The 26,605-nt window shown below is 56.2% G+C and carries 17 protein-coding genes and 4 pseudogenes; 12 read left to right on the plus strand and 9 right to left on the minus strand.

Features of this window, described 5'->3' with window-relative positions; all coding sequences use genetic code 11:
* Positions 1-149: 149 nt before the first annotated feature.
* Positions 150-2,039: an FAD-dependent monooxygenase gene (locus tag CTT34_RS16650; RefSeq protein WP_159343414.1), complete on the plus strand. Its 1,890-nt coding sequence runs from the start codon at positions 150-152 to the stop codon at positions 2,037-2,039.
* A 43-nt stretch (positions 2,040-2,082) separates the two neighbouring features.
* On the opposite strand, the pseudogene CTT34_RS16655 reads toward CTT34_RS16650, so the two are convergent.
* Positions 2,083-3,109, minus strand: a pseudogene (locus CTT34_RS16655) (IS630 family transposase).
* Positions 3,110-3,968: 859 nt separating this feature from the next.
* On the opposite strand from CTT34_RS16655, the gene CTT34_RS16660 reads away from it, so the two are divergent.
* From CTT34_RS16660 to ltrA, 5 genes are all read left to right on the plus strand, one after another.
* Entirely contained in the window at positions 3,969-4,946 is a 978-nt protein-coding gene (locus tag CTT34_RS16660; RefSeq protein WP_159343415.1) for a PDR/VanB family oxidoreductase, read from the plus strand.
* Between the two features lie 27 nt (positions 4,947-4,973).
* Complete coding sequence (locus CTT34_RS16665; RefSeq protein WP_159343416.1) at positions 4,974-6,176, plus strand: Gfo/Idh/MocA family protein; 1,203 nt, start codon at positions 4,974-4,976, stop codon at positions 6,174-6,176.
* A gap of 38 nt (positions 6,177-6,214) precedes the next feature.
* Positions 6,215-6,700 (plus strand): MarR family winged helix-turn-helix transcriptional regulator, encoded by a 486-nt coding sequence (locus CTT34_RS16670; RefSeq protein ID WP_159343417.1) that lies wholly within the window; start codon positions 6,215-6,217, stop codon positions 6,698-6,700.
* Positions 6,701-6,751: 51 nt separating this feature from the next.
* The gene (locus CTT34_RS16675) at positions 6,752-7,507 is read left to right on the plus strand and encodes a class II aldolase/adducin family protein (protein ID WP_159343418.1); all 756 of its coding nucleotides are present in this window, start codon (positions 6,752-6,754) and stop codon (positions 7,505-7,507) included.
* A 637-nt stretch (positions 7,508-8,144) separates the two neighbouring features.
* A complete protein-coding gene (gene ltrA / locus CTT34_RS16680; protein ID WP_254436413.1) occupies positions 8,145-9,314 on the plus strand; it encodes a group II intron reverse transcriptase/maturase in 1,170 nt (389 codons plus the stop codon).
* Positions 9,315-9,513: 199 nt separating this feature from the next.
* Here the strand turns inward: ltrA and CTT34_RS16685 are convergent, their stop codons facing one another.
* Positions 9,514-9,846 carry a transposase gene (locus tag CTT34_RS16685; protein WP_159343419.1) on the minus strand — a complete coding sequence of 111 codons (333 nt, stop codon included), beginning with the start codon at positions 9,844-9,846 and terminating at the stop codon, positions 9,514-9,516.
* A 297-nt stretch (positions 9,847-10,143) separates the two neighbouring features.
* A pseudogene (locus CTT34_RS16690) lies at positions 10,144-10,843 on the minus strand (transposase).
* Positions 10,844-10,904: 61 nt separating this feature from the next.
* Between CTT34_RS16690 and CTT34_RS16695 the strand changes: the two are divergent.
* Positions 10,905-11,072 (plus strand): annotated as a pseudogene (locus CTT34_RS16695) (IS630-like element ISHsp2 family transposase); the annotation flags it as partial.
* Between the two features lie 160 nt (positions 11,073-11,232).
* Here CTT34_RS16695 and nadC read toward each other — a convergent pair.
* The 5 genes from nadC to CTT34_RS16720 form a co-directional block, all read right to left on the minus strand.
* Positions 11,233-12,087, minus strand: coding sequence for a carboxylating nicotinate-nucleotide diphosphorylase (gene nadC, locus CTT34_RS16700; RefSeq protein ID WP_159343420.1), 855 nt, complete (start codon positions 12,085-12,087; stop codon positions 11,233-11,235).
* Positions 12,088-12,232: 145 nt separating this feature from the next.
* Positions 12,233-14,146 (minus strand): TRAP transporter permease, encoded by a 1,914-nt coding sequence (locus CTT34_RS16705; protein WP_159343421.1) that lies wholly within the window; start codon positions 14,144-14,146, stop codon positions 12,233-12,235.
* Between the two features lie 35 nt (positions 14,147-14,181).
* The gene (locus tag CTT34_RS16710) at positions 14,182-15,177 is read right to left on the minus strand and encodes a TAXI family TRAP transporter solute-binding subunit (RefSeq protein ID WP_159343422.1); all 996 of its coding nucleotides are present in this window, start codon (positions 15,175-15,177) and stop codon (positions 14,182-14,184) included.
* A 90-nt stretch (positions 15,178-15,267) separates the two neighbouring features.
* On the minus strand, positions 15,268-16,260 hold the full coding sequence (locus CTT34_RS16715) for an ABC transporter substrate-binding protein (protein WP_159343423.1): 993 nt from the start codon (positions 16,258-16,260) through the stop codon (positions 15,268-15,270).
* 98 nt (positions 16,261-16,358) lie between these two features.
* On the minus strand, positions 16,359-17,654 hold the full coding sequence (locus tag CTT34_RS16720; protein WP_159343424.1) for a Rieske 2Fe-2S domain-containing protein: 1,296 nt from the start codon (positions 17,652-17,654) through the stop codon (positions 16,359-16,361).
* Between the two features lie 414 nt (positions 17,655-18,068).
* Between CTT34_RS16720 and CTT34_RS16725 the strand changes: the two genes are divergently transcribed.
* Both CTT34_RS16725 and CTT34_RS16730 read left to right on the plus strand, forming a co-directional pair.
* Complete coding sequence (locus CTT34_RS16725) at positions 18,069-18,896, plus strand: transposase (protein WP_159343425.1); 828 nt, start codon at positions 18,069-18,071, stop codon at positions 18,894-18,896.
* A 262-nt stretch (positions 18,897-19,158) separates the two neighbouring features.
* The gene (locus CTT34_RS16730; RefSeq protein ID WP_159343426.1) at positions 19,159-19,443 is read left to right on the plus strand and encodes a hypothetical protein; all 285 of its coding nucleotides are present in this window, start codon (positions 19,159-19,161) and stop codon (positions 19,441-19,443) included.
* Between the two features lie 287 nt (positions 19,444-19,730).
* Here the strand turns inward: CTT34_RS16730 and CTT34_RS16735 are convergent.
* A pseudogene (locus CTT34_RS16735) lies at positions 19,731-20,070 on the minus strand (transposase); the annotation flags it as partial.
* A 341-nt stretch (positions 20,071-20,411) separates the two neighbouring features.
* Between CTT34_RS16735 and CTT34_RS16740 the strand changes: the two are divergent.
* Genes CTT34_RS16740 through CTT34_RS16750 form a run of 3 tightly spaced genes read left to right on the plus strand, consistent with a single transcriptional unit; the run spans position 20,412 to position 26,583 of the window.
* Positions 20,412-20,894, plus strand: coding sequence for a hypothetical protein (locus CTT34_RS16740; RefSeq protein ID WP_159343427.1), 483 nt, complete (start codon positions 20,412-20,414; stop codon positions 20,892-20,894).
* Between the two features lie 20 nt (positions 20,895-20,914).
* Entirely contained in the window at positions 20,915-23,299 is a 2,385-nt protein-coding gene (locus CTT34_RS18290) for a hypothetical protein (protein WP_174788534.1), read from the plus strand.
* Positions 23,296-26,583, plus strand: coding sequence for a site-specific integrase (locus tag CTT34_RS16750; RefSeq protein ID WP_254436414.1), 3,288 nt, complete (start codon positions 23,296-23,298; stop codon positions 26,581-26,583). The genes CTT34_RS18290 and CTT34_RS16750 overlap by 4 nt, the downstream gene beginning before the upstream one ends.
* Positions 26,584-26,605: the final 22 nt, after the last annotated feature.

Here is a 26,605-nt window from a genome sequence, read left to right on the forward strand (position 1 = left end):
CGGGCAAGTTCTTAGCGGAAAGTCGTATTGTTCGTCACGATTACAATCACAATACTGATAATCACTATTGTGTCGAATTGCTGCAGCAGACACATCCGCCCCCCGACGACCCCAACAACGACCCGCGACAAGCGGGATGGAGCGAACAGATGCAGTACTTCCTCAATGGTTATCGCAGTGGCGACCCGCGTATCCAGCCCGTGGCCGAAGGTCGCAGCGAGGTGCAGGGCCCGCTGCCGGAGGAGGTGGACGTGCTGATCGTCGGCACCGGTCCCGCCGGCCTGCTGCTGGCGGCCCAGCTGTCGACCTTTCCGGATATTGTCACCCGTGTGGTGGAGAAGGCCGACGGGCCGCTGGAAGTGGGGCGCGCCGACGGCATCGCCTGCCGCACCGTGGAGATGTTCGAGGCCTTCGGCCTGGCCGAGAAGCTGACCACCGAGGCCTACTGGATCAACGAGACCCACTTCTGGGGGCCGGCCCCCGAGGACAAGTCGCGCATCGCCCGCCTCGGCCGGGTCCAGGACGTGCGCGACGGCCTCTCCGAGTTCCCCCACGTGATCGTCAACCAGGCACGTCTGCTCGATTTCCTGCTCGAGTACATGCACAACTCCCCCAGCCGACTGGGGGTCGACTACGGCCACGAGACCCTCGCGGTGAAGGTTCCCGAGGCGCCCGACGAGCGGGTCACGGTGCGGCTCAGGACCGCAGAGGGCGAGAAGACAGTACGCGCGAAGTACGTGGTCGGCTGCGACGGCGCTCACAGCGTGGTGCGCGAGTCGATCGGCCGCGTGCCTCAGGGCCACGGCGAGGACAAGGCGTGGGGCGTGATGGACGTGCTGGCGGTGACCGACTTCCCGGACATCCGCTTCAAGTGCACCATCCAGTCCGCCGAGGCGGGCAACATCCTGCTGATCCCCCGCGAGGGTGGCTACATGGTCCGGCTCTACGTCGACATGGGCAACATCGCCCTGGATGCCTGGCTGACCAAGGAAGAGGTGCTGGCCAAGGCCCAGGCAGTGCTGGCGCCCTACACCTTCGAGGTGAAAGAGACCGCCTGGTTCTCCGTCTACCGCGTTGGCCACCGGGTCACCGACAAGTTCGACGACGTCGACGACGACCAAGTGGAGAACCGCACGCCGCGGGTCTTCATCGCTGGTGATGCCTGCCACACCCACACCGCCAAGGCCGGGCAGGGCATGAACGTGTCGATGCAGGACACCTTCAACCTGGGCTGGAAGCTGATCTCGGTGCTCGAGGGGCGCAGCCCGGCGAGCCTGCTGCACACCTACAACGCCGAGCGCCACGTCATCGCCGAGAACCTGATCGAGATGGATACCCGCTGGTCGCGGGCGATTGGCGCCGCCCAGGGCTCCGACGATCCCGAGGCCGCGATGAAGGGGCTGGCCGAGGTGCAGCGCCAGTTCGTCACCAACAGCGAGTTCACCGCCGGCTTCGCCACCCACTACACCCCGGCCCTGCTCACCGGCGACGATCGCCACCTGCACCTGGCCACCGGCTTCCCACCCGGGCGCCGCTTCCACTCCGCCGAGGTGGTTCGCCTCGGCGATGCGAAGCAGGTCCACCTGGGCCACGTGCATCGCGCCGACGGCCGCTGGCGGCTCTACGCCTTCGCCGACATGGTCGACCCGCGCAGCCCCGGCTCACGCTTCAACGCCCTGATGGACTACCTGGCCAGCGACGCCTCGCCGATCCGCCGCTTCACCCCGCAAGGGGCCGACCCGGATGCCATCTTCGACGTCCACGGCATCATCCAGCAATCCCACCTCGAGGTGGACTGGGCCGACATGCACGCGCTGCTCAAGCCCCACAAGGGCCCCCTCGGCTTGCAGGACTACCAGAAGGCCCATGCGCCGGTGCCGGGCACCGACCGGGACATCTTCGACCTGCGCGGCATCGACCGCGGCGCCGGCGCGCTGGTGGTGGTGCGCCCGGACCAGTACGTCTCGCTTGTGCTACCGCTTGACGGCTTCGATGAACTCGACCACTTCTTTTCAAGATTTATGGTAGAGCTCGACTAAAATAGAGCTTTTCATTTATTAACCCGGCGGAAATTTAGGTCTGTTATGCGGCATAAGCGATATGCCCAGCATCAAAGTATTTTTTCACTCGTTCAGGACGGCGTTGAAGCGTCAGCATGCATGATCGCGTGCGTTTCTTCAGATCGTCGACAGAGCGAGCAGCAGGCCCACTATGCACCATGGCTTTCAGTGAGGTACTCATCCGGGTTCAACTCCGGGGAGTAGGCTGGCAGGAAGAATACTTCCAGATAGCGTTTGACTGTCTTGCGCTCCAGCCAGCGTTTCACGACCTTGGCGTGGTGTACCCTCAAGTTATCCAGGATCAGAAAGACCTTACCGGGCGTCGATTCGATCAGCGCGCGCAGAAATTTCTTCAGGACCTTGGCGGTCATGGTCGACTCATAGAGCATGAATCGTACAGTGCCCTGGTTGGTGATCACCGAGATCATGTTGAGCGATACACGCTTGGCCGGCAAAGGTTGCACCGGTGTTTGTCCCTTTGGTGCATAGCTCCGACCGTGCTGGGTATTGTTTTTGATACCCGTCTCGTCACCCCAGAAAATCTGGGCGTTCTCTGCTTTGGCACGGGCCTGAATCTGCGAGTATTCCTCCTTCAGCCAAGCGTCAACGCGGGTCGGGTTCTGCTCCCACGCTTTCTTCAATGGCTTCTGAGGCGTGAAGCCCCAGCGCTTGAGGTAATCGCCCATCGTGCGGACCGAGATATCAATGCCCCAGAACTGCTTGATCAACTGAGTAATCGCGCGCCGCGTCCACAGCGCAAAGCCAAGCTTGTGCTGGTCGGGCATCTGGTCACGAATCGCCTCGATGACACGTTGTTCCTGCTGTTCGGTCAACCGTCGAGGCTTGTTTTTGGGGCCGCGTTTCTGGACAGCGATAGCCTCGGCACCACCCGCTTGATAGCGCTTATACCAGCGCCCGACGGTGTCAGGGTGAACGTCAAGAAGCTGACCGATCTGGCGGAAGGTTTTGCCCTTCTCGCGGAGTCGAATCGCCTTCTGCCTGAGAAGTTCTTGTTGCTCCGTGCTGAGCTTGCGTGCGTCTGTATTCATGCAGGTATTATATCAGACGTAAATTGACACCGGATTAATAAAACTGGAGAATCATCTTACTCTAGTTCCTTGCCACAACACTACCTTTGATTTGAGGATACCACACTGGATTGCAAGCCATAGCGGCCAAGGATATCGTCGCTAACCGGTCTTGGAGCGTAGTTCCTCCCTCCGCTGTCAGGCGACATGGTAAACAGCTCCCCAGACGACACGGAGAATTGACCACCTCCGTGATCTCACCAGGAGTGTGCCCCCATGCAGCAACCCGAATACAAGGTTCTTCACACTCAGGTACGAGTGAAAGCGATGCAGAACCCTGGGGATGTCGCGGCCATGCTGCGCCTGAAGACCTGGAACAGACTACGAGCCCTGGGGCAATCCACAGCCACTTCAGGCTAGAGGCGCTGGGGATCCGGTTCAGGAAGGTTATGAAGCCTTTCCAAAACAGGAAACCAGGGGGGAGCTTCCATGCCACGCGGCGGCCTTAAGCTGGCGTTTTGGCGAATATCAGCTTATCTAGATTTAACGTCATTTCTCTTTCCTGTCTGACCGATGGGCATATCACCCCTTTCACAACGACCTGCGGAAAGCAAGAATATATTTCTATTATAGTCAATTGCATTACCCTAAATACATCAACCTCTTGGGCGCGAAACGCGCCCCAGCACCATGTGGGTGATCCGATTGGGATGCTGCACTGAAGAAGCCTTATGCAGCGCTTGTCGATGCATTATCGCCCTTCTGGAACCGATTCACTGCCTCTCGACTAAAGTCGCAGCCTCATGCCTTGCATTCTTGCTGCAAAAATACTTAGATATAAAAGAATATTTGTACCACCACAACAACAAAGGGATCCCCCATGGCGACCACAGACAATGCAATACCCATGACCGAGCTTGAGGTCACCACGCTGGATGCCATCGCCGAAGGCATCTACCGTCTGGAATTCGCTCACCCGGAGGGCGACGAGCTGCCCGAGTTCACGCCGGGCGCCCACCTCCATGTCGAGGTGCCGAATGGCCAGGTACGACGCTACTCTCTGTGCAACGATCCCGAAGAGCGGGACCGCTACGTGATCGCGGTCAAGCGTGAGGAGGCGGGCACCGGGGGCTCGAAGAGCCTGGTGGATGACACCCGCGTGGGGGATCGCCTGCAGGTGTCGGCACCCGTCAACGACTTCGAACTGAAAGGCAATCCGGCACGCTACGTGTTCATCGCCGGCGGCATCGGCATCACCCCGATCCTTTCGATGATCCACCACCTACGCACCACCGGCGGTAAGCCGTTCAAGCTCTACTATCTGACCCGCGAGCCGGAACAGACCGCCTTCCTCGAGGAGCTCAGCGGTCCCGAATACCGCGGCAAGGTGGTGATCCACCATGACCACGGAAATCCGGACGACTCCTTCGACCTCTGGCCGGTGCTGGAACATCCCAAAGGCGCCCACATCTACTGCTGCGGCCCGCGAGGCCTCATGGAGGCGGTGCGTGACATGACCGGCCACTGGACGCCCTCCAGCGTGAACTTCGAGGACTTCGGCGCCCAGAAACACGCCTCGGCAGAAAACGACACGCCGTTCACCGTGCGCCTGCACAAGACCGGCGAAGCGATTCCGGTGCCCGCGGGGGTCTCGATCCTCGAGGCATTGCGGGTCAACGGCCACCATGTACCCTACTCCTGCGAAAGCGGCACCTGCGGCTCCTGTCGTTCGACGCTGATCGAGGGCGAAGCGGACCATCGCGATCTCGTGCTGTCCGAGGCCGAGCGTGTCGATCACATCATGGTCTGCGTCTCGCGTGCCTGTTCGAAGGAACTGGTGATCGACCTGCCGGAGTGAGCCGGCTCTGCTCCCGGAGGACGCACCATGTCAGAATCCCCCTTGAGACTCGGCATCGCGGGGCTGGGACGCGGCTTCATGCTGTTGCTACCCACCCTCGCGGCCCATCCCGGCATACGTTTAGTGGCGGCAGCCGACCCGCGCGAAGAAGCGCGCCAGCAATTCACCGCCGATTTCTCCGCTAACGCCTATGCCGAGGTGGCCGAGCTATGTGCCGATCCCGAGGTGGAGGCGGTGTATATCGCCACACCCCACCAGTATCACCGTGAGCACGTCGAACTGGCCGCCCGACACGGCAAGCATGTGCTGGTCGAAAAGCCCATGGCACTTTCCCTCGCGGACTGCCAGGCGATGATCAATGCCATGTCCTATGCCGGACGCTGGCTGATCGTTGGCCACAGCCATAGCTTCGATGCGCCCTATCTGCACACCCGGAAACTGATCGACAGCCAGGCGTTCGGCGCGGTGCGCATGATCAGTGCCCTGAACTTCACCGACTTCCTCTATCGCCCGCGTCGCCCCGAGGAGCTGGACACGGCGCAAGGCGGCGGCGTGGTGTTCAGCCAGGCCGCCCACCAGGTAGATATCGTGCGCCTGCTCGGCGGTGGTCGCGTCGCGAGCGTGCGCGCCGCCACCGGTCGTTGGGACGCGACCCGCCCCACCGAAGGGGCCTATAGTGCCTTACTGAACTTCGACGATGGCGCCTTCGCCAACATGACCTATAGCGGATACGCCCATTTCGATAGCGACGAACTCTGTGGTTGGACGGGAGAGCTGGGACAGCCCCGCGATCCGCAATGCTACGGCCAGGCCCGCGCCGCCCTGGCGGGGCTTCGCGGTGTCGAAGAGGAAGCTCAGCTCAAGAACGCCCGCACCTACGGTGCCGGCCTGTCGCTGGCCACCAGCAGCCTGGCAGGTATCACCCATAATCACTTCGGCTTCGTGGTGGTCTCCTGTGACGGTGCCGACCTGCGTCCCACGCCTCAGGGCGTGGAGGTCTATGCCAACGATCGACATTATCTTGAACCCCTCTCCGCGCCGACGATACCGCGACGAGAGGTCCTCGACGAACTGATCGCCGCCGTCCGTCACGACCGCCCACCTATTCACTCCGGTGCCTGGGGCATGGCTACCATGGAGGTGTGCCTAGCCATGCTCGACTCCGCCACCACGGAGAAGGATGTTGCGCTGTCCCATCAGGTAGGCCTGCCCTCGAGCGGTCGGTTATAATTTGGAGCCTCGTTCAGGGCAAATGAGAGAATATCTCCATGACACGCAGCAGCACTCAGGAAACTCACACGATCCTGCGTCATTGGCGGGAAGATGTGCCGGACGACCGCCTGGCCCACCTGGTGCGGGACGCCGGGCGCGTCCTGACCAAGAGCCTCCAGACACGACTGGCCGAGCACTCGGTCAGCTTCGGCCACTGGTCGTTCCTGCGCATCCTGTGGGTCAGCGAAGGACTGACGCAGCGAGAACTCAGCGAACAGGCCGGGCTGATGGAGCCGACCACCTTCACCGCCCTGAAAGCCATGGAGGCCAACGGCCTGATCGAACGGCGGCATTTGAACGGCAACCGCAAGAACATCCACATCTACTTGACGCAGAAGGGACGCGACTTGAAGGAGATCCTGGTGCCCCTGGCGGAAGAGGTCAACGACATCGCAGTACAAGGTGTGGATGACGACGACCTACGGGCAACCCGGCGCACCTTGCTCACGATCATCCGCAACCTGGCCGACGCCAACGAATGACCGGGCGGGCTGGTTGCCTGATAACGACCCCAAGACAGGACAGAACAGGCGATGACTCCCTACGACTCGACACCAACGGCACAAGACAAGCAGGCACTCCTTGACGACCTGGTAGATGCCAACCATATCCTTTTCGATGAGGGCGTGCTCGACGCCTTCGGACATATCAGCATCCGCGACCCGGACGATCCAGAACGCTTTCTTCTGGCCCGCAACATGGCGCCGGGCCTGGTTACCCGCGACGACATACTGACCTTCGAGCTCGATGGTACGCCCGTCGATGCCGATGGGCGGAAGGTGTACCTCGAGCGCTTCATTCATGGCGAGATCTATCGGCTCCGTCCCGATGTAATGGCAGTGGTACACAGCCACTCCCCTTCGGTGGTGCCCTTCAGTGCCGTCAAGTCGACCCCGTTGCGCCCGATGTGCCACATGAGCGGCTTCCTGGGAGACGGAGCACCAATCTTCGAGATCCGCGATGTGGCCGGTACGGCCACAGACCTGCTGATCCGTGATCGCGCCCTCGGTGCCTCCCTGGCCGACTCCCTGGGGGAGAACAACGTCGTGCTCATGCGCGGTCACGGTGCCACCGTGACCGCGGCCACGCTCAAGCAAGCAGTCTATCGGGCCATCTATGTCGAAGTGAATGCGCGTCTGCAGGCCGATGCCCTGCGCCTCGGCCCCGTCGAATACCTCACCGCCGGCGAGGCTAGGTCAGCGATGGAGACCACCGAAGGCCAGGTGGAGAGGCCCTGGCAGTTATGGAAACAGCGTGCACGTCAGGCGCGCGCCACAAGCACAAGCTGAGATGGCGACCGGTGCCCGTGGCACCGGTCGTTTCTTTGGTGCGCCAGGCATGGCGCATAGCGCCGTGACGGCGCTGTTCCCGAGGGTGGTGCTTCGGGATGACTTGGGGGTGAAAGTCCCCTGCACACCCGGCAAGGGGAAGTGCTAGCCGAACGGCAAGGGTGTCCACCGCGAGGTGGAATCTGAAGGAAGTCGAAGGCAAAACGCTGGCCTGACGAACAGGAAGCGGATACGAGGCGGCATGGCGGGGTGAGATGGCCACTATCATCAAAGCCCGATACTTGCACGGAACGCCATGACGTAAATCCGACAGGCATAAGCGGGAAGGTCACGCGTCTTACCCTGGGAGGTCTGGGATAGCTGCCCGAAGGGGCTACCGGCGTCGAGAGGCGACGGGATGGCTGCCCAGAAGTCAGCAGAGGCCATAGTAAGTGCCGGCTCACCACGGCACCAAGGGCCGAACATGAAGGACCGCAAGTAGGCGATGATGTCTCGCGATAGACTCGACAAGGCTGATACCGATCCGAACAGGACGGCCTACCCAGAGGGGCAGGGGAAGAACCCCGAGTCCCGGCCGGTGGGAGCCGAGAGCTGTCCGGCGTCATCATCGTGGACGAACGCGGAGTCGAGCTGGCTCATGGAGCAGGTGGTTGCCACCGGCAACATGCAGCGAGCGTACCAGCGGGTGATGCGCAACAAGGGGGCGCCGGGTGCCGATGGCATGACGGTGGTTCAACTGGCGGATAATCTGAAGCGTCATTGGCCAGTGCTGCGCGAGCGGCTGCTGGCAGGCGAATACCACCCCGGCCCGATCCGGGCCGTCGAGATCCCCAAACCCCAGGGTGGAATGCGGCAACTCGGTATTCCCACGGTAGTGGATCGGTTGATCCAGCAGGCCCTGTTGCAGGTGCTGATGCCGATATTCGACCCGGAGTTCTCTGAGTCGAGTTACGGCTATCGCCCGAAACGCAACGCCCAGCAGGCCGTGTCGGCGATGAAGAGCCACGTCGAGGCAGGTCACCGTTGGGTGGCTGACCTCGACATGACGGCCTTCTTCGACCGGGTGAACCACGATCTGTTGATCGCTCGTGTGGCACGTCGTGTGCGTGACCGTCGGGTTCTGCGCCTGATACGCCGCTTCCTGGAAGCGGGAGTGGTCGAGCATGTCCGGGTCGTGAAGAGGCAGCAGGGGACACCACAAGGTGGGCCCCTGAGCCCCCTGTTGGCCAATATCCTGCTGGACGATGTGGACCGGGAACTGGAACGACGAGGGCACCGCTTCTGCCGCTACGCGGATGATCTGCAGGTGTATGTGGGCAGCCGCCGAGCGGGGCAGCGGGTCATGGACAGCCTGAGTGATTATCTCGAGAACTCACTCAGGCTGGAGATCAATCGCCGCAAGAGCGCGGTGGATCGCCCGTGGCGTCGAAGCTTTCTGGGCTATCAGTTGACGTTTCATCGTCAACCTCGTCTGACGTTGGCGCCGACCAGTCTGCGCCGACTGATACAACGTGTTCAGGCGGTCTTCCGGCGCGGACGAGGAGGCAGCTTTCAGCGAGTCCTCAAGGAACTGGCCCCGGTACTTCGAGGCTGGGCCAGCTACTACCGACGGGTGGATGTGAAGAGGCCTCTGGAAACGCTGGATGGTTGGATACGTCGCCGCCTACGTTGCCTGTTGTGGCGGCAATGGAAACGGGTGTATCCGAGGGTACGGCGGCTGATGAAGCTAGGGCTCCCGAAGGAACGGGCGTGGCGCTCGGCCACCAACGGCAGGGGCCATGGTGGAACGCGGGAGCGTCCCATTTGAATCATGCTCTCCCCGTGAGCTGGTTCATGGATCAGGGGCTGGTCTCGATACTCGGTACGATACAACGACTCAGATAGCCTTCATGAACCGCCGTGGTACGGAACCGTATGCCCGGTGGTGTGGGAGGACGGCGGGGGTAACCCCGCCTCCTACCCGATTGCGCCAGACTAACGCTGTTGCCGAGGGTGGTGTCTCGGAGTTACTGTGTGGTGAGAGTTGGGCCTTCAGGCCAGCCAGCTCTACCAGTGGCGGACCAAGGCCCAGCAGCAGCAAGATGTCTCAACCCGAGAGCAGGCCCTGGCTGGAGCTGCTTGACCTCGCGACGCAGGCGTCGCAGTTCTTTCTGTTCGGTGCTGGTCGGCCCATCGTGACGATGTCCCGCATCACGGTCGGCCTGCTTCACCCAGTTATGGATGGTCTGAGCGGTGGGTTCGAACTCCTTGGCTAGCTCTTCCGGGGTTCGGCCGACTCGGACCAGTTCGACGATCTGCTGCCGGAATTCAGCAGGATAAGGGGCTCGGAACTTGGGCATAGTGGACTCCCCCTTCTCAAAGGGTCGGGTGTCCACCAAACCGGGTCAACTTCACGCGCTATCACACGGACTTGAAACTGTACCGATGAAAGAGCACTGATAAAAATAGAATAATCTGAATTGATGAACTGGAGGTACGCAGGCGACTGCATGGCCGCCGCCCTACAAAATGACCCTGTTGAGCGCTTCTTTCGCCCCCTGAAGGAGAAGTGGAATTTGCTTTATGGCTTCGAGTATCTGGTAAATCTTGGGTCGTTATTAACTTCTTGATATGATCCTATAATGCATGTTAAGTGCCTATTCAAAATTAATCGCGCGATCAGTTCCGTAACCACCGAGTAAGCGGTGTACCTCTTCACATAGACGTTCAAACGAGAGATAGGCACTCAAAGACAGTCAGGTGTACTTCATCTGCCGCCACAGAATCTCTATCAGATTCAGCTCTGGTGAGTAGGCAGACAGATAGATCAGGTGCGCACGTTGCGACATCCACTCCACCCTCTTGCGTCTAAAGGCCTTGGAGCGATGCATGCTGGCATTGTCGAGCACCACAACGGCGAAGAATCCCAACACGTTTAGCCTTCGGCTGCGGGAGTAGGCAGTGACTTCCCAAGGCTTGCCGATAGGGCTCCACGCATACGGCACCGACGACGAAAACCTGATTCATCAAAGTAATAGAGCTCGTGCTCGCCTTGGTTCTCTCGCTCGTGAAGCGCGTTCATCAGGCCTTGCGTTTTGCGAAAGTCCGTTTCGTCACGCTGGGTCTTGAGTGAATGAGACCATCCAAACCGGACACTTCCCATTGCTTGAACCATCGTGATACGGCATCGCGGCGAACCTGAAGTATCTCACTGATTTAGTTAATCGTATGGCCTTGGTCACTCAGTAGAATGGCATGCGCCCGACGACGGAGAGCGCGCTTCTCGCCATGGTGATAGGCGGAGGTCAGCGTCTGTTGTTCAGGTTCAGTGAGAGGGGCAACGAAGCGTTTTTCCATGGCTCTGTCCGTGCCAGAAATCCTGGCATGGATATTACACGAAAACTTTAGATTGGGCACTTATCTGTCTGCCTACTCACCAGGGCTGAATCTGATAGAGATTCTGTGGCGGCAGATGAAGTACACCTGGCTGCCTTTGAGTGCCTATCTCTCGTTTGAACGTCTATGTGAAGAGGTACACCGCTTACTCGGTGGTTACGGAACTGATCACGCGATTAATTTTGAATAGGCACTTATATACCGAATGGTACAGACGGAGTGTAAGAGGACGAGGGAAAGCCCTCCTTCCTACTCGATTTCACGCTCCTCGAGCTGGTCGCGCCGACGCTGACGCCGGCCGCCCTCTTACCTCCCCCATGCTTCAACCGTCTCCCAGGGTCGGCCTGGCACTATTGCCTCAGCGAAAGGCGCATCGAGAGATCGATCGCCGCCACGTCCTTGGTCAAGGTCCCCAATGAAATGAAATCGACCCCGGTGGCAGCGATATCGCTCAGGGTGGCTTCCGTGACGCCTCCCGAGGCCTCGAGCTTGGCCCGACCAGCGGTCCGCGACACGGCCTCACGCATGTCCTCGAGGCTGAAATTATCCAGCATGATCATGTCGGGGAGCCCCTCGAGCGTCTGCCGGAGTTCGTCGAGGGTTTCCACTTCCACTTCGATGGGCTTGCCGGGGGCCAGGCGTCGCGCCGCCTCGATCGCCGGGGCGATGCCGCCGCAGGCAGCAATGTGATTCTCCTTGATCAGGTAGGCGTCATACAGTCCCATCCGGTGGCTGTGGCAGCCCCCGCAGGCGACCGCATACTTCTGTGCCAGACGCAGTCCCGGTAGGGTCTTGCGCGTATCCAGCAACTTCACCGCGGTGCCCTCAACCAGGTCGGCATAGTGGCGACTGCGGGTGGCGGTGCCGGAGAGCATCTGGAGGAAGTTGAGCGCGCTGCGTTCTCCACTGAGCAGCGAGCGGACATTGCCCGTCAGACGGCAGAGCGTCTGGCCGGGTTCGACTCGGTCACCATCGGCCACGTGCCACTCGATGCGTACCGCCGGATCGAGCTGACGGAAGACCTCACCGACCCAAGCGACGCCACACAGGGTCGCGTCTTCCTTGGCCGTGATGCGGGCTTCTCCCTGATCGTCCGGCGCGACCAGTTGCGCCGTAATATCACCATTGCCGATGTCTTCCTCCAGCGCCTCGGTGACATTACGGGTAATCGCCTCGCCGAGTGCTTGGCTATCGATTCGATACATGTACGCTCCTTTGGTCGTCATGATTTGGGTAACATCACCAGCGGCAGTGGCCCCGGCACCGCTGGAAACGCTGCCGGGGCCATCCCGTCCTGCTCATCGGCAGGGATGACGCGATCTGTGGGTTAGCGGCCAGCGCACGACACCGTCATACAGGGGTCTTGTGCCCATGCAGCCGCAGATGTGGGGAGGCAATGATCGCCACGACACCTACCAGCACGGCCGCCACCACGGCCCACCAACTGGGGGTGATGAAAAGCAGCCCTGCCAAGCCGAAGCCAAGCCTCTGGAGTATGGCCAGGGGCTGACGCCAGTAGCCCTCCACGGCGATACTCAACAGCAGCACTCCCAATATAGCCGTCACACACGAGACCGCGATCGCCTGCCAACTGCCGACCATCAGCAGCCCCTCGCCGTAGACGAACGCGAACGGCACGATGAACGCCGTGATGGCCAGCCTGACGGCGCCGACGGCGATCTTCAGCGGGCTGGCATCGGCGATGGCCGAGGCCGCGAACGCCGCCACCGCCACCGGCGGGGTCATCGCCGAGAGCACCGCGAAGTAGAGGATGAACATGTTGGTCTGCAGGACGCTGAAGTCCATCGACAGCAGCGTGGGCCCCACCAGCACGGCGCCCAGGATGAAGGCCGACGGCGTCGGCATGCCCATCCCCAGGATGATCGCCAGCACGGCGGAAATGACCAACGCTAGGAAGGCACTGTCCCCGGCCATCAAGTAGACGAGGTCGGCAAACTTACCGCCCAGGCCGGTCATGGAGATGCCGCCGATTACCAGACCGGCCGCCGCGCAGGCGGCCACCACCGACACCATGCGTAGGGTAGTGACGGCCAGGGCATTCCAGATCGCCCGGGGGCCCATACGGGTCGAAGGGTGTACCATCGCGACCATCAGCACCACCGCCGTGGCGATGGCCGCCACGAAGGTCGGTGAATAGCCCATCAGCAGCGCGCCCGACAGCGCCACCAGGGGCACGATGAACAGGCCGCCGTTCTTGAGGGTCCCCTTCAACGGGGGGGTTTCTTCCTTGGACAGGCCACGCAGGCCCAATTTCTGGGAACGCAGGTGCACCTGGGCGTAGACGCAGAGGTAGTACAACAGAGCAGGGACGATGCCGGCGATGGCGATCTCACGGTATTCGATGCCGGTGTATTCCGCCATGATAAACGCCGCCGAGCCCATCACCGGCGGCAAGAGGCTGCCCCCAGTGGAGGCCGCCACCTCGACGCTGCCGGACAAGGGCTTGCTGTAGCCCAGACGCTGCATGATAGGGATAGTGACGGAGCCCGTCGTGACCACATCGGAGGTCGGACTACCCGACATGGTGCCGTACAGGCCGGAAGAGATCACGGCGATCTTCGCCGGTCCCCCGGTACGACGCCCGGCGAGCGCCGACGATAAATTGTAGAAGAACTCAGCACCACCCGCCTTGGACAGGAAGGTCCCGAACATCACGAACAGGAACGCATAGGTCGCGGCGACACGCAGCGGCACGCCGAACAGGCCATCCGAGGTGAACATCATGATATCCAGGAAGTGATTATAGCTGACTTCCCGAAACCCGAGCGCTCCCGGCAGGCCATGTCCCCACAGGTTATAGACCACGAACACCATGACCACGCTGGTCAGGCCGAAGCCCACGGTGCGCCGCGTCGCCTCGATGGTAAGCGCAAGCAACACGCTGGCCGCGAGCAGGTCCGGCGTTTCCAGTGGAAACAGCAGCGTGATGCGTTCAGCGATCCGCTGACTTTCCAGCAAGAAATACACGCCGACGGCGATGCTGGCCAGCACCAGGCACCAGTCGATCAGGCCTGGCCGGTCCTTGCGCCCAAGGGGGCCTGGACTAATATTGATGAACAGCAGGGCCAGCATGGCGGACAGGAACACCACCATCATGACGTAGAGATCGACATACACGATCGTCGTGGTATAGATGACCGCCAGTGCCACCAGAGCAGCGCATCCATGCACTGCCATCCCCAGCTTACCCGTTAACTGTCGCTTGGCGCCGGTCCCCGTAAAGACCGAAAGAATCTGATTCATCGATATCTCCTCGGCATTGATGCCGGCTCACCCACTTAACGAAGGCCCGTTTCTTTCAAGTAGCGTGCGGCCCCGTCGTGATAGGGAACGACTTCCACGGAAGCCATGATCTCCGGAGTCAGGCTCTGCATGGCTGGATGGACACCGGCCACTTTCTCGTAGTTTTTGTAGATGGCCTTGGTCAGGTCATAGGCCTGCTGTTCGTCCATATCGCTGCGCACCGCCAAAGCGGCGCTGATCGAGACGGTGGGGACGTCACTGAGGGCCCAATCATAGGCACCGCCAGGGATGACGAAGGGCGTGGTGCCCGTGCTCGTCGTAACGGCCTGCACGGTGTCCTCGGACAGCGGCAACAGGGTCAGGTCGACGCTTGCCCCTGCCTGCATGATCGAGCTCTGACCGACGAACAGGCTGTTGAGGAACATGTCGATGCGGCGGTCCTGGATCAGTCCCGACTGCTCACCGGAGGCCGCGTAGATGATGTTACCGCCCCACCGCTTGACCTCGTCGGGACTCGCCCCGATGGTTTCGAGCATGCTTTCGGCCACGCTCGCGGCAATATTGCCGCGTTTGTTAATGGCAATGGTGATCGGCGGCTGGATCTCAGCGATGTCTTCGAAGCTGGTGATGTCATACTCCTCGGCAAAGTCTTCGCGCATCACGGCCTGCATCGGCGCCCAGGTGTACAGGTAGGCAAGGACCCGGATATCGTCGGTCGGCTCGCGGAATGGCGCCTCGCCCTCTCGAGCCCGCTGCAGAACGGCATCCTCGATGATCGCGAGGCTGGCGTCATCGCGCTGGAGGACGGCCACGTTGGCGAGGCCACCACCGGAGGTCTGGTAGGTGACGGTCGAGCCGGGGAACTCGGCCTTCATGGCGCTATCCAGGCCAGCACCGAGCAACGACCAGAGTCCACCGGGGGAGGCACCGGCAACGGTCATATTGTAGCTCTGCGCAGCAGCGATGTTCATCGCCAGACTGGGAACGACAAGAGCCGCGGTCATCAGGGTTTTCTTGAGTGATATTTTCATTATTGTACCTTGTAGTCTACAGTCGTTATGGATTGTTATAAGGCTGTTAGTTAGCGTCACTCTACATCGGCTCAGCCATGCCAAGGGTGATCAGATCTTGAAGCTCTCCAGGGTAGCGGGATGAAAAAGCTCTTCGGGCTCCAACAGCCGTCGTGACAACCCTTCTGTGTGATGCTGCCGGAGGAATCGCTCCAGGGTCTGGCGGTTGGGAGCAAAACCATAGGACCAGAAGTCATCCCCCATGAGTTGGCGCGCGGCCCGTAGTTGATCTTCGACGAACGGCAGGGTCACCTTGGTGGCCGAAGTGTCGCTGAGTTTGGCCAGGGCTCTGGCTTTGGACTGTTCGAAGGCCTTATAGACGGAGAACGGCAGCCAGGGGTGACGCTCGACGAGCGTCTTACGGATACCCAGCAGGTGCATGATGGGAAAGATACCCGTGCGGCGGTACCAATCCGATGCCGCTTGCTGCGGGTTGGCATACAGATAGCCCACGTGAGGATGCCCTTGCTCGAAACAGGAGGGCGCGCGCGGCCCCATCACCGCATCCAGCTCACCTGCGGCCAGCATGCCGGAGAGGGTTTCCCCTTCGGGAATGTTCTCCACGCGTACCCCATCGGGCAGATCGAGGTTGATCTTCTCGACCCGGCCAGGCTCCTCGTAGCCACCACGCATCCAGGTTACATCACGCGGTTCGAGCCCATGATCCTCCTCGAGAAACAACCGCGCCCACACGTTGGCGGTCAATTGGTACTCGGGCACACCGATGCGCTTGCCACGCAGATCGGCGGGGGTTTCGATACCGCGATCGGTGCGCACATAGATCGAGGTATGGCGGAAGGCGCGCGAGGGGAAAACCGGCACGCCGATATAGGGGCAACTCCCTGCCGCCGTCTTCACCGTGTAACTGCTCAGCGACAACTCGGTGATGTCGAAGTCGGCATGTCGGAAAGCACGAAAGAAGATCTCTTCCGGATCATGCAGCATGAACACCGGGTCCACGCCATCGATCTGTACCTCACCGTCGATCAAGGGGCGCATGCGGTCATAATTACCCACCGCAATGGATAGTTCGAGCTTGTTCATCAGGGTTCCTGTGTTGTGATCAGAGAATCGCCATGCTGGGAGGCGAGCACGCCTCCCACGCGAAGCTATGACCGTACCGCTGAGCGGGTGTCATGAACTCATTCTTCTACGTAATACTCTGCCTCTTCCGGGGCCGTCCCCAGCTCACGCCAGTCGGTTTCCTTAGTCACAATGCCCTGGAAGGATTTGAGCTTGTAATGCGGAATGCGTGGCTCTTCGGCACCGATGGCTGTCCCACCCTGCTGCATGGTCTTGGCCGCCTGGAGCATCTGGCGACGGAACTCGACGATCGCCAGGTCGCTCGCGCCCAGCCGGTCATGGGTGCGATCGGCGATCGGTCCCATGGTTTCCCACATGGCGATGTCCTGGTTGGGGATCCCCTTGATGCCGGTAAAACTCGTGCCCAGCTGCATGATCCGCCGATCCTGCCAGTAGTTGTTCTCGCGGGTGCGGAACTTACGGAAACTCTTATCGACATCGATACCGATCTGCGTGCCCAGGAACTTGCGCCAGGACTCCGTATCCGGTGTGGTGGCAGCGTCGCCCCAGGCGATGAAGTGAAAGGCGGTGTGGGTGTCGTCGATCGGCACGTGCAGAATGGCGATGTCGTACTGGTTGTTCGGTGGAATCTGCACGGTATAGGGGGCAATGAATAGCGTGGTACGCACGTAGTCGTGCGTCTTGGCATCCTTGATCGGCCGACGAATCGCCGCGTAGCGGAAGCCGAAGCGCGTCTTCTGGACCTGCAGGCGTGGCGCCTTGTCCGTGGAGGGACGCAGCCACAGCGTATCCGTGGCTTCGGCGCCGGTGGTCCGCGCGGGCACCATGTCGGTGGAGTGCAGGCTGGACGAGTGCGCCGAGTCGATGGCCCCTTCGAGAATCTGGGCCCAATTGCAGTCGATGATGACCTTGGAGATGGACACCTTGGTATCGGGTGTCGGCTGAAACACCGGGGCCGTGAATTCCGGCTGCTCGTCGGGAGGGCCCATGTAGACCCAGACAAAACCCGCCGCCTCATGGGTGGGATAGGCCTTGTGCTTGACCTTCTCGGTCATCTTCGACTCCGGCGGTTCGGATGACATCTCGAGCACATTGCCGTCGACGTCCATCTTCCAGCCGTGATAGAGGCAACGCAGCCCACACTCCTCATTACGACCCAACACCAGCGACGCCCGGCGGTGGGGACACATTTCGTCCAGTACGCCCACGCGGCCGTCGGTATCGCGGAAAGCCACCAGGTCTTCTCCCAGCAGCCTCACCCGCACCGGATCCCCATCCGGTTCCTCGATTTCTTCCGACAGGCAGGCAGGAAGCCAGTGACGACGCATGATTTCCCCCATTGGGGCCTCGCCTTCGACACGGCACAGCAGTTCATTTTCTTCCGGGGTCAACATAGCTCACGGTCTCCTTCATCTTGGGGGGGGTCCCAGGTCACCATTGGGTGGCGACGTATTTTATTAGATATCTAACTTACAGATCTAAGATAGCTTCTCCGACGCGGGAGTCAAACCTGCTAAAGTCGTATAAGGGATATCCTCATGCGGTCCTAGTGAGCGGCGATGCCGCATAAGAACCTGCCTGAGATTGAGAATTTAAGATTTTAATTCAGATAGATAGAAAGAACACCCAGTAGCCTTCATCATGTTGGATAAGTGGTTACCGAGGGCAGAACATGACACGCATATCGGCAAAAACTAGACTATCGTCTAGTTTATTAAGGAAACGCTGCACAAATCCGCCGGAGCTGCCTCGCAGCGGCCGGCAGGGTAGAATCTGACCATCCCGCCACCGTCTGACAGAGCCATCCGATGAAGCAGATCTCGTTCGCCCAGGCAGAGCACCAGAACAAGAAGAAGGTCACCCGTCGAGAGCGGTTCCTGGCCCAGATGGAGGCTTTGGTGCCTTGGCAACGGCTGATCGACGCGCTGTCGCCATCCTACTTCCCGAACGCGGCGGGCAAGCGGGGCCGACCGCCCATTGGCCTGGAGCGCATGCTGCGGATCTACTTCCTGCAACAGTGGTATGCGCTTGCTGACGAGGCGCTGGAGGATGCCATCTATGACAGCCAGGCGATGCGTGACTTCGTGGGAATCGATTTGGCCATCGAGAGCGTGCCGGATGCGACCACACTGCTGCGCTTCCGCCATCTGCTGGAAAAGCATGCCCTGACCCAGCGGATCTTCGAGGAGATCAATGCTCACCTGGCCGAAAAAGGATTGTTCATGCGCGAGGGCACCATCGTCGCCGATGTCACCATGGTGAGGCATCTGGTCAGAGAGGATGGTAAACGGATAGATGGCGACACAGGGTGTTTCGGCATGGGGAAATATCTAGTTGAAGAAAAGCAGAGTTCGGAGACGCGGTGCTTTGCCCCTGTCAGACGCAGCGCAATTAAGAAAATGGAAGACAGCTGGAAGAAAACGTTGATGCTGGCCTTCGAAAAGACCAAAACCAATATCTATGCCAAGGTCGAGCATCCGTTTCATGTCATTAAGAACCTGTTTGGCTATCGCAAGGTTTGCTATAAGGGGCTGACTAAGAAGAACCAAGCTCAGCTGTTCAGCCTATTTGCGTTGGCCAACCTGGTGTTGGCCGGACGATGCCAGAAACACGTTCATGGGGGTAGTGTGTCTTGAATCTGGCCAGGCAGCCGGAAAACACGGCTGCCCGGAAAAAATGCCACCGACAGTGGCTCAATAGTGATCGCGGGGACAACACTCAGGCGAACATTGTTCGCTGCAGTTGCCCGGGGATGAATTGATCAGCGTCCTCTCAGGTGATTCACCCAGGTATACGCTCAAAGAGCTGCTTCATCAGTGTGATCCTTCAGCGCCTGAGACTGTTGATAATATTGCCCGGTAGAATCTTAAAAAGTCGGTCGAGAAGAATGAGCTACTGTTGCAGACATTGTCGGTGCAAACAGGAGAAGCTCGAGAGGCTGCATATTGGGATAAGCGGGTCGTGATTGTGCGGATTCTTGAAGAGATACTCATTTGGCATATGTCTCCCACTCGTGAATTTTCTGCTAATATCTATATGAACGACATTATTAGAGGTGAAGACATGAATGATGCGTCTCAGTTCTGGATAGGTATATCGCCGATTTTATTTATCATGATCGCTACATTAATTGCTGGCGGTTATGCAGTGTATAATAATATTAAGCGTTTTAAGGATAAATGAAATAATTTATAGCTATTTAGTTAATACGTCAGTCGCGAGAGGTGTTCGCCTAATATGCCTGCTTGTTAATTGAGTATTTCATAACATTTACCTGGCGCGCATTATGCGTGAGACCATTTGCGAGCTTGAAGCCGCTGACTTGGCGGCACCTCTGGGGGGGTCTACCAGTTAATAATTCTTATATTCCCCACAACTTCGATACCTTCCAGACGCATGGGTGCTTTATCGGTTTGGCCGCGGTGATCGTACTTTCTGATCAGACAATCTGCGCGGGGTGGCTACTGCTTCTCCAGCGGATGGCGAAAGCGAAGCAATGTGGTCACGTCGGGAACACTTTCGATGGCAAGGTCGATACCGATGAAGTCACGCATGGCCTGGCTGTCATAGATGGCATCTTCGAGCGCTTCGTCGGCCAGTCCGTACCATTGCTGCAGGGAAATAGGCCCGCACCATTCGCTCTAGACCGATTGGTGGCCGACCGCGCTTGCCCACCGATTTAGGAAAGTAAGACGGCGACAACGCCTCGATCAGACGCTGCAATGATATTAGGGTATCCATCTGTGCCAGGAGCCGCTCCCGGCGAGTGGCCTTCTTCTTGTTCTGATGCTCAGCCTGAGCAAACGAGACCTACTTCATCGAAAACTCTGTCGAACAATAGCTAACCAAATTATACCCTGCCGAGGGTACTAAGACAGCGGCGGCCGTATTTATGCAGCGTTTCCCTAACAACCGGCTTAAGCACTTATTTTAAGTGTAATATCAGTAATACGGATATTACACCTGCTCATTAACCCGCCCAACTTCTGCATGTATAAAAATTATACTGATTCTTTTAAAACCCAAATTTATCCGGTACATTTTACATGTAAAAATAGTCTTGATTTTTACCAAAAACACAGTTAGATTTAATAAAAAATGAAGCCAAAATACCTTAAAATTTGATGATAAATCTTCTAGGCTCAAAACTTGTGCCCGCGTCTCAGATAGAAATCTCTGAGCATATTACTCACGATATTTTAAAAACACTTATGCTACGCCCCCCTTTATTAAAAGACGCGCGAGATCTGACGGAGGAAGCCATTAAAGCAGCCATTCTTCTCTCACCACCTATTATCTATGAAAAGAAAAATGGCAGTGGAAGTAAAATATATGTATGCGTGGGGAATTTTCGATCACTCGAACTTGCCAGGCGTTTTCCTGCTTCTTTAAAAATCAGAGTCAATCTGATTGAGCCACCGCTACTAAGTGAATTAAATAGAGTTGTTCTCATGTTAAACATGAGTAGTGACTTAGCTTTAGCTTTAGACCCAGGCAAAGCAGGCGCATATTTTTCAGAGCTACGAGTTCATGCAATAAACGACTATCCAGAAGCGTTGGCGTTAATCTCACCTAAATGTCGATTTAAAAAATCTTTTTTAGAAGCAATTGGCCTCAACCGAAGAAAACACTGATCTAAATAAGGGTATTTAAGGTGACACGAAACGTATCTCTAACATTGCTTCTTGAAGAGGCGATACAGCCACGCGCTGACTATTTTTCGTTTTCACAGCTCTACCCCGCACTGATTGTCACACTTCAGCACCTTATTATCGTTGGAGATGACTGCTGGGATGTATCAGCGATCAAAAATTTGATCACAGGCATTGAGAATCAAGAAATTGAGTTTCAAATAAAGTCAGGTAAGGGCGAAAAAGGCATTTACGGCACTAACCCGATCCATGGCGCGCTCTATAAAATATCTAAGCATATCGACACTGAAGATCGGTTGAAGCTTCTCGGTCATATTATCAACGTGGCTTTTCAATGGCGAAAAGAGATAGAGGCGTTATCCGAACATCAATCGCTATCAGATCATGATATAAAACGCCTCAACATAGCCACCTATCAAAAAAACCTTGAAGCAGCCTGTAAAGTTGCTCGACGTATGGATACTGATGGGTTGGCACAGCTTGCTCCATGGGATCAATCCACCCATACATTATTAAAATTTTGCCAATCGATTGCTGGAAAAAAGGTAGAAGGCAGTGAAACTTATATACAGCAGCTAGAACGTTTTTTTGCCTACGCTCTCAATGACAGGCAGCCACGAAAAAGAAACCACTCTAAGCAAGCGGATAACGATAATTATTTATTTCCCCAGCGTACTCGACCTATTGACGTAGACACTGATGAGCCATGGTTAGCCCTATCGAGTTCAGTAATCACTTCCCCGTCTCAAACAGCCGACTATAGCTCCGTACGTCAAGCGGGCCTCTCCGCGATTGAAGAGCGCTCATCGATTGAACTGATACAGAGCGACAAGCCATTAACGTTAGCAAAGGGTGATTCGTCGCTTCAATCTGTTTTTCGTGCACGATCCCAGCAACTGCATCTTGATAAATCAGCACAGCTTTTACCTGGTCGATGGGAGCAGCTCTCTGCATACGATTTAAATCATCTACAGGTTCAGCTAAATCGCACAGAACGAAACCGCACCTTCTTAACATGCATCCTTGGTTTAATGCTGATGACCGGCCGGAGTTTAGAAAATGTACTCGATGTGCATATTGCCAATAGCGTTGAACAGGTGCCTAAATCAGCACTGCATGAACAGTCAATCTACCTCTTATTAGAAACAAGCAGCTGGGTCACCGGCGTCATTAGGCCTCCGGATAGCCGCCAATTAAGTAGTCACTGGCGTCACGATATGCGTCCCACCCAGACGCGTATCGTTTTACCAATTCCACATTTTTTGCGCTCCCTACTTAGGCCAGCTATAAGGCACAAAGCGCTTCGGATAAAAAAACGCTCAGTTGCCTTATTTACCGATAAGGAAAGACAGGAATCCACGATCGAGCTTAAAAAACTGCTTGCCAACACTAATAAGCAAACAGGCTCCCGGCTGACGGTACACCGCCTGGGCATGCATCTCTTTAATACGCTGAACAGCGGTGATGCAGATCTAACGGCGGCCTGCTTGATCACCGCCCGGGTACCCTCTTTTGGCCAGCAGGCATCATTGTATTATTTCGCCCCCAATAATCACTACCTGAAAAAGCGTTACCTGGATGCCATGCGGATCATCCAGCAGCAGTGGCTAAAACCTAAAACCGAAAAGGGGCAAACAACCGCTGACTCAGAGCACACAGCAGTGGCTTCAGATTCACAACAACAAACAGCTCACTACGTAGGCTCTCAGCTAGTCCCCAAAGCATCGTATGTTGAAAAACTAGTAGTGCACATGCAACAGCAAATAACGTCAGCCGATCAAAGCGGCTCACTGTTTCAGCGCACGGTAAACGTTCATAACCGCTATACAGCCTATACCGTGGCAATGCTGATGTTCTGCACCGGTTATCGCAGCATTCGCGATCCCTTACCTAAATGGGATCAACTGTCGTTGTCACGCCGCATGATGGTCATCGCTGATAAAACCGATGATGCACAGAGCCACGCTCGCTTCTTGCCGCTACCAACGATAATGATGGATCAGCTCCAACACTACCATCGTCATCGTGAAGCAATCGTGGGTCGTCTAAAGCTATATCTGCAGCAGCAATGGGACAGCCCTTTTCTATTTTTGGATACATACGGCCATCCAAAACAGGTCACACCTAAGCGACTTCAGGAACATTTGGACTGGCCTGGTTCACCTCCGCTGAATATCAACCGTCATTACTTACATACCCATCTTAAAGAAGTCGGCTGCTCCGCTGAATTAGTCGATGCATACATGGGCCACTGGGATGCGGGCCAAGAGCCATGGGCAAAATACTCAACATTTTGTCCACATGAATATCGTGAACACATTAGCTCAGCCATTGAATTAATGATGCAGCGCCAGGGGTGGAGAGCGATCGAGGGGGCCGTGCTATGAGTGAACAATCGATTTGGGCTGGCTGGAAATTATCGCCACCGATACAAGCGGGTGCTGATGGAGAAGCGTCGCGGCGCTATCAACGAGCACGCGACAAATTCAAAGAGCTATCTTCCGCGCTGGATCAGATAGAGTCACGTATACCGGGTGCCGCTACAGGGCAACTTGGATTGGACTTTCCTGAACGAGCTATCAGCGATGCGTTTGAGTCGCTTCACACGATCACAAGCCCACAAAAGCTACGCCAACAGCATAATTTTTTAGTGAAAGGATTGGAGCGTGGAGCGCGAGAACTGGATTGGAAAGTAAGTATTCCAAGCCCTATGGTCACGCTACCACGCAAATCGCCGCAAGTAACGACTGACTCTTTTAGTCAACTACACAGCTGGGATACCGCTGTAAACAGTCACGATCAATTATTGCCCCCCATCAGCCTTCATCAGGATGAATTAAAAACATGGCTGGCGGGGCGTTTTTTATTTCAGCTGGTTCGTGAAGGCGCGTTGCTCAATAAAGAGTGGTTAAAGCAGGTTCCTATAGCTATGGTTGATGGCATAGCATTTGAGAAGGACACTGCCTATTTAACACTGAAAAAAGAACATCATGCCGTTAAGAACAATAGTAGAAATAAAATCACACAGGCTTCAGTCGCATTTAATGACTTACCTGATAATAGCTTGGAATACGAACAGCAACACCAATACAGGCGTCTATTCTTGAGCCCTATAAGCCAGTTATTATTACTAAATTATCACCAGCAATTCGGCCGCAATTGGCCCGTGCCTGACAGCGCCATAGAATGCTTACTCTATTATACCCAAAGCCTATCCAGAGAGCTAGCTAAAGTGAAGCTACCGGCGCTTCTTACCATTGCCAAGACGTCAGCATCACTAGAATTACTACCCTTATTTAACTACTACTCAAGCCAAGAAGACTCATCATTGTCGCTTCCACCAAGCGTATGGCACCGTTTTACCAATCGACAAGTAGTGTCTTTCAAACCTATTAAAACTGCTGAAGAGGATGAAACCCTGCATACCTTTAACGTATTTCCTGACCGTGACGGGGCATATCCAGACCAGTTGAAGCAACTGAGAAAGCTACAGGCATGTTTATCCGTTTCACTAGCAAAAAAAACAGGAAAAGCGAAAGTAATCGCTAACATTGGCTCATTACTGGCCAAAACCGAGCAAAACGGCGTCATGATTACACTGTTAGCAAACTGGTGTATGGCGTTGATCCGCAAAGGTGGGCGTGTCAAATCCAGACTAACCATCAGTACAATCTCCACTTATCTTTCGAATATCGCAAAACCACTCATCATTCACGAACACCTGATGGGTGAATTAGAAGTTACCAGTGTCGGTGAATGGGAAAAGCTTTATGAAACTGTGCTAAATGCTTCTAAATCGTCAGCCAGCCGCATTAGAACGCAAAATCGTTTGCGTGATTTTCATCATTACCTCACCAGCGCCTATGCTATACCGCCCATTGAACTTGAAGCAGATCAGCAACAACAGCATCGCGTTGACGTGAACATTATTACGCCTGCAGAATATTGCCGAGCGATCGAGATGATTATTTCATCAGAGCAGGATCGACCATTCAAAATTATGCAGATACTGGCACTAATACTCGGTTATCGGTTAGGGCTTCGCCGAAGTGAATGCGCTTCACTGCTAATACACGACATTGCTTATCTAACTGATCAAACTGGCATATCAGGGGAAGTCATCGTACGTGCGAACTCATTTCACAGTGGCAAAAGCTATTCAGCTACACGACGTCTACCACTATGGCTATTGATGCCAGAAGAACGGGAATTCTTGATTGATTGGGTACAAGAGCGCCGCAACCAAGCCATGACGCGTACCGCCGACAAGCAGCTATTGTTTTGCCGGGATGGAGAAGGCTCCTCATTGTTAGAAGACAGCATGCTTTTTCGACCGATTCAAATTGCCCTCAAAACCGTTAGCGGTGATAAGAGCCTTCGTTATCACCATCTACGCCACAGTTTCATCAGTTTCACGTTGCTACGTCTACTAGAGAGCAAGCCAAATGCACTATTGGAAAGCACGTGGTCAACGGATGATAACGGCCATATAGCTATGCCCAATGAGGATGTCGATCTGTCTAAGTTAGCAGGACTCCCTCCCCAACACCGTCCCTCTCGTAAGCGCTTATGGCTGCTTGCACTGTGGGCAGGACATGCCAGTCCGGATGAAACACTGAGTTCATATAGCCACTTGCTAGACTGGGCCCTTGGAAAACTACTTAGCCAACGATTTGATGTGCCTCTAACGACACATCAGCAACTTGTATTACTTAAAATACCCTCTAAAACAGCGCTTACCAGTTGGCGAAATCGGCGCGGGCTTCAAAACCCTACCCGCGCCAGTGACTTATTGAAGCACCTACAAAATCAATGGTGTGAGTTTAATATCTCCCCTCTTATCAAGGCACCGTATAAGCCTTACCATGCTCCTATCCAGAACCCACTGGACACCATACTTAAAAAAAGCAGCAATTTCCCTGCAGTCACGGTGATATATCAATGCTTGCGGCTAATCGAACAGCTAGAGCATCACGGTATGACCTTGGAAGAAGCCATTGCACAATCTGCAAAACGTTTCTTTCTCAATCCTGAAGATCTTAGCCGCTGGCAAAAATGTGGCAAGTACCTAATGTCAACAAAAACTTTTCGAAACAATCCAGTATTTAGCCGCTATAAAGACATTGAACAAAGAGATCACAACGCATCTCGGAGTATCTATATGCCTGAGCTGAATAGCTGCATGGCTCCACCCTTAAAGCCGAACGTCTTACGAGAAGCAGGAAAGTTTTTTCACATACTAACGGAGTGGTGTCCACAGCACGTAGTAGCTGCTGAAGCAGGTACACAATATTTTTTTTACTCTATGCAGCGAAGCACGGGGCATATCACTCTTCCGCATGCGGAAGCTATAAATGCAGTACTGGGACTTCTTCGGCCATTGCGCTGTATGAAGCACACTTACCTCCTTGTTGAAATCAAAGAAGGAAGCAAAAAAAAATCAATAAAAAAATATTGGTCTGACGCTACTGGCATTCCTCACAAACGCATTGACCTTGTACCCACCTCCTCCCCCTCTGGCCGCACAAGGTACTGGTACGGAAATGCCCATCTAAAAATCACGCGTGGTCATTACTCAGATAATCAACAGCCTCTATGGGAGGCATTTCGGTTTGCCGTATTTATGACGATGTTAGTATATGGCTTTAATGTTGGTTCTAACGACCTGTAAGACAGCAACGTCCTCCACTAAC

The organism is Halomonas meridiana (assembly GCF_009846525.1).
Lineage (GTDB): Bacteria > Pseudomonadota > Gammaproteobacteria > Pseudomonadales > Halomonadaceae > Vreelandella.